Raw genomic sequence first — 3939 nt, forward strand, 5'->3', positions numbered from 1 at the left:
TTAAAGTTTTATGTCGGCAAGAACGATTTTTGGAGCCGAGAACTCTTCCGCCCTCTACCGATTGGGTCGGTCAATCTTCTAATTCCAGCGCTGAAAGATGCGGCCTACCATATGGAGCAGGACCTATTCAAAGCTGAAGTCCGCGGACAATTCACAAAAGGCAACCTCACCGTCAACGTTCGCTCCTATACACCGGCCGGCGATAACTTCCTTCTGACTGAATTGAGTTGCAGCGGTGATAAGCCGATTAAGGTAACGGTTGCGCTCATCACCAATGAAGCGAAGTTCCCCACCGAATTCCTATCAGACCACGAGCCCGTCATATGCCCCGTTGAAGCGGGCATTACTGATGGCTACATCTGGACCAAGCGTTACGGCGAGCCTGACAAAACGAAAGGCTACTCCGCTGTTATCGCCACCCGATGCATTGGCGCCGACCCCAAGATTGAAACTGACGGCAAGTCACAGTCAACCGCCACATTTGAACTTCAACCAGGCAAGACTGTAGTCATCGCTTCAGCGGTTGTATGTAATCCTGATACCAAAGATGGCGATACTCTGGCTTGCGCTGTCGATAAGGTCAAAGAATTGAATTCCGACAAGCTCAAAGCGCTGGGCGATGAGCATTTGATGTGGTGGAAGAAGTATTGGTCAGCGTCCTTTATAGAAATTGACGAGAAGCGGGTCGAGAGTTACTGGTATGGGGCGCAGTATATGCTGGCGTGCTGTCATCGGCCCGGCAAAGTTGCTCCGGGTCTGTGGGGCAACTGGTTCCCCGTTGATGATATGGAGTGGCACGGCAGCTACACCATGGATTACAACTTCCAGGCGCCCTATTACGGTATCTATTCAAGCAACCATCCCGAAATCGCGGAGCCTTATTATGAGGAGTGCATGAAGATCATGCCTTTGGGGCGCGAGACCGCCAAAGTGATGGGTTATAAAGGGCTTCTCTTCCCCTATGTTATCGGCCCTTATACACATGAGACCTATAAAGCTATCCGCGAAGAGCATGTGGATCAAATGAAATGGATCGGTACCTATCTGGCCGTCAATTTCATACGACACTACCAATACACTTTGGACATGAATTTCCTCAAACAGAAGGCTTATCCGTTTTTAATCGGTTTAGCGGACTTCTGGGATGAATTCCTACAGCAGGATGAATCCGGTCGTTACAATATTCGCGGAAGCAGCTGCCACGAAGGTGGAGGAGAGAATGTAAATTCATTTTGTGACATAGCATTCCTCATCCCTCTTTACAAAGCGCTGCTTGAGTTTAGTCAAGACCTTGGAATCGATGCCGAACGACATGCCAAATGGCAAGACATTCTCAAGAACCTAAGTCCCATCGCAACGAAGCTGATTAATGGTAAAAAGGTGTTCTGCATGTCTGATGACGAGCCGAATACGATGGGAACAAGCGAAGGATGTGTGAATGGCGAAGGGTTTCCTTTGCTCTATCCTGTCTGGCCGGGCGGCTACATCTCAACCGATTCCGACCCCGATTTATACCAAACGGCGCTCAATACCCTCGAAGAGGTTCAGTCATGGCGAGGTTATAATGGTTTCCCATTAATCTATAACCAAGCCGTCCGATTGGGATATAGCGCAACTCTTTATATCATGTCGCATTTACTCGAACAGGACATGACTGCCAATCTTTACGTTCATCAAGGTGGAGGAGGCATTGAAATTGCGGGCGCAACGATGGCAATTAATGAGATGCTTTTGCAAAGCCACCAGGGTTATCTGCATTTCTTCCCAGTCTGGCCGAAGAACTTCGATGCACGTTTTGGCAACCTTCGCACTCACAATGCCTTCCTGGTATCGAGCGAACTTAGTTGGGGCAAAGTCAAAAGCGTGGAGATCACAAGCGAAAAGGGGAAAGACTGCACTCTTTTAAGCCCCTGGTACGGTAAAGAGCTTGAGGTGATTGACTTAGCAACCAATAAGCAAGTCCCTGTTAGCCGTAAGGGTGAAAAGCACACATTCAAAACCGTTCCAGACAACCGTTATAAAGTTCAGTGCAAAACTGATTGATATAGGATTGTTTTAGAGTTCTATCACGTGATAGCATTTAGGGGACTTATGACGATAATTTTTAACACGAGGGAGCATTATGCCGCAATATGATGGGATTGAATTAGTAAAATTAGTCTGCAACAACGAATTTAAGCCTCGCTGGGAATCGTACACACTCGGCGAACTGGACCCGGAGTGCGTTCGCGTAAAGAACGAATTAACAGCCGCCAAGCATGGCACAGAAAAGGGCGAAATACTTGGTACCGCTTCTTATATGAACTTTCCGATGCACGGCACCGCATTTGACCGTTCTAAAGCTACTCCATTCGACGCAACAAAATGGCAAGACACCGGTAACACCTCTGTAGGTACCGTTATAGCGGTCGGAAAAGAAGTAAAGCACTTAAAGGAAGGCGACCGTGTTTACAACCCTGGCCGCTTCCAAACTGTCGCTGACTTCCATAATGCTAAAAAGCTGGATGGGATAAGCCCTGAGGCAGCTTGCTGTATGGATCCTGCCGATTTCGCTATCGCTGCTGTGAGAGATGCGAAGATTTGTATCGGCGATAACGTCATTGTTTTCGGCATGGGCGCGATTGGCCTCTTTACCGTTCAATTCGCTAAATTACAAGGGGCATTGAATGTAGTTGCAGTCGATCCGATACCTGCCCGAAGAGAATTGGCGCTTCAACATGGCGCAACGAAAGTTGTCGATCCTAAAGAAGTCGCTGATTTTGGCGTTGCTGCCCGTGAGTGGTTCGAAAACGGGGCCGATGTAACAATCGAAGCCAGCGGCAACTATATAGCGCTCAATCAATGCCTCCAGGCAACCTGCTATAGGGGTAAGGTTGTTCCTTTGTCGTTCTATCTGGGCGATGCGAAAGGTGTTTATCTTGGCGAAGAGTTCCACTTTAATCTGTTGAATATCATCTCTGCCCGTGCCTGTAGCGACCCGCAACGCGAGCTTTATTGGAATGAGCAGAGATTCTTCCAAACACTCCGAACCCTATACAAACAGGGCACAATCAAACCCTACGGCCTACCCAGCCCAATTACAACCATGGACAAACTCCCCGAAGCCTACGGCAAAATCTACCACGCCCCCAACGAGGTCGTAAAGGTAGCAGTTAAGTATTAGAGGGAGTAGGGGATCGAAGCTAAAATCAAACTTCGAATAAGGCTTAAGGCGAAAGGTTATCACCTTCTTTGCCTTAAGCCTTAAGTCTTTCTCCCCTAAACAAGCCACCAATGTTCTGGAATAATGGCTTCTATGTTAAAATCGCGTTGGTCTTCGGGGAGTGATGCTAAAAGCTCATGGGCTTTTTGGCCGATGGCTTCGGCGCAGAGAGTGCAATTGAGCTCCCCGACTTTGGCGGAGGCGTGTTCACGGGGGTCAAGACCGTGAACACCCCATTTGTCAACGCTCTCTATAACGATTGCTTCATCCCCCAATTCAGCCATGTCCACCAACTCGGGGTAGAAGAACATCATATTCGAGGTTTCCCACTTAGCGGCATGGTCGGTATCGGAGTCGGCGCATTTGCTCAAGGTCATCTCCCAAAGCCCAGTTCCCGCTAATCCACCCTCAGCGATGACCGGTTCTAAAGCATTATTGAGCATGTCGATCTGTTCGACAATATTGTGTCCCGATACGCCGATAATTACTCGAAAACCGGCCTTCTTGAGCTGCTTAAATAAATTGGTCAGCACAGGTACTAAATGCTCCTGTTTGAACTCGGAATGGAAATAAACCGGGGGGTAAACTACCCCGCCATACTTCTCCGCAGCTTTCACCAAAATGGCATGAGCCTTGATCGCATCATTTCCCAACGGCAGATGCTTCCCGTGCCACTCGATTAGCCCGAACGGCACATACACGACCGGAAACTTTCTCCCCGCCGCCTCCAATTGCCC

At 48.7% G+C, this 3939-nt stretch carries 3 protein-coding genes; 2 read left to right on the top strand and 1 reads right to left on the bottom strand.

The annotated features are described in order from the left end of the window. Positions 1-2043: glycoside hydrolase family 95-like protein (locus WCO51_10650; GenBank protein ID MEI6513714.1), on the top strand; the 2043-nt coding region annotated here is incomplete at its 5' end. A 79-nt stretch (positions 2044-2122) separates the two neighbouring features. Next, positions 2123-3163 (top strand): zinc-binding alcohol dehydrogenase, encoded by a 1041-nt coding sequence (locus tag WCO51_10655; GenBank protein ID MEI6513715.1) that lies wholly within the window; start codon positions 2123-2125, stop codon positions 3161-3163. A 95-nt stretch (positions 3164-3258) separates the two neighbouring features. Here WCO51_10655 and WCO51_10660 read toward each other — a convergent pair. Next, positions 3259-3939, bottom strand: a 681-nt coding sequence (locus WCO51_10660; protein ID MEI6513716.1) for a creatininase family protein, incomplete at its 5' end; no start/stop codon positions are given.

Source organism: bacterium (assembly GCA_037131655.1).
Lineage (GTDB): Bacteria > Armatimonadota > Fimbriimonadia > Fimbriimonadales > JBAXQP01 > JBAXQP01.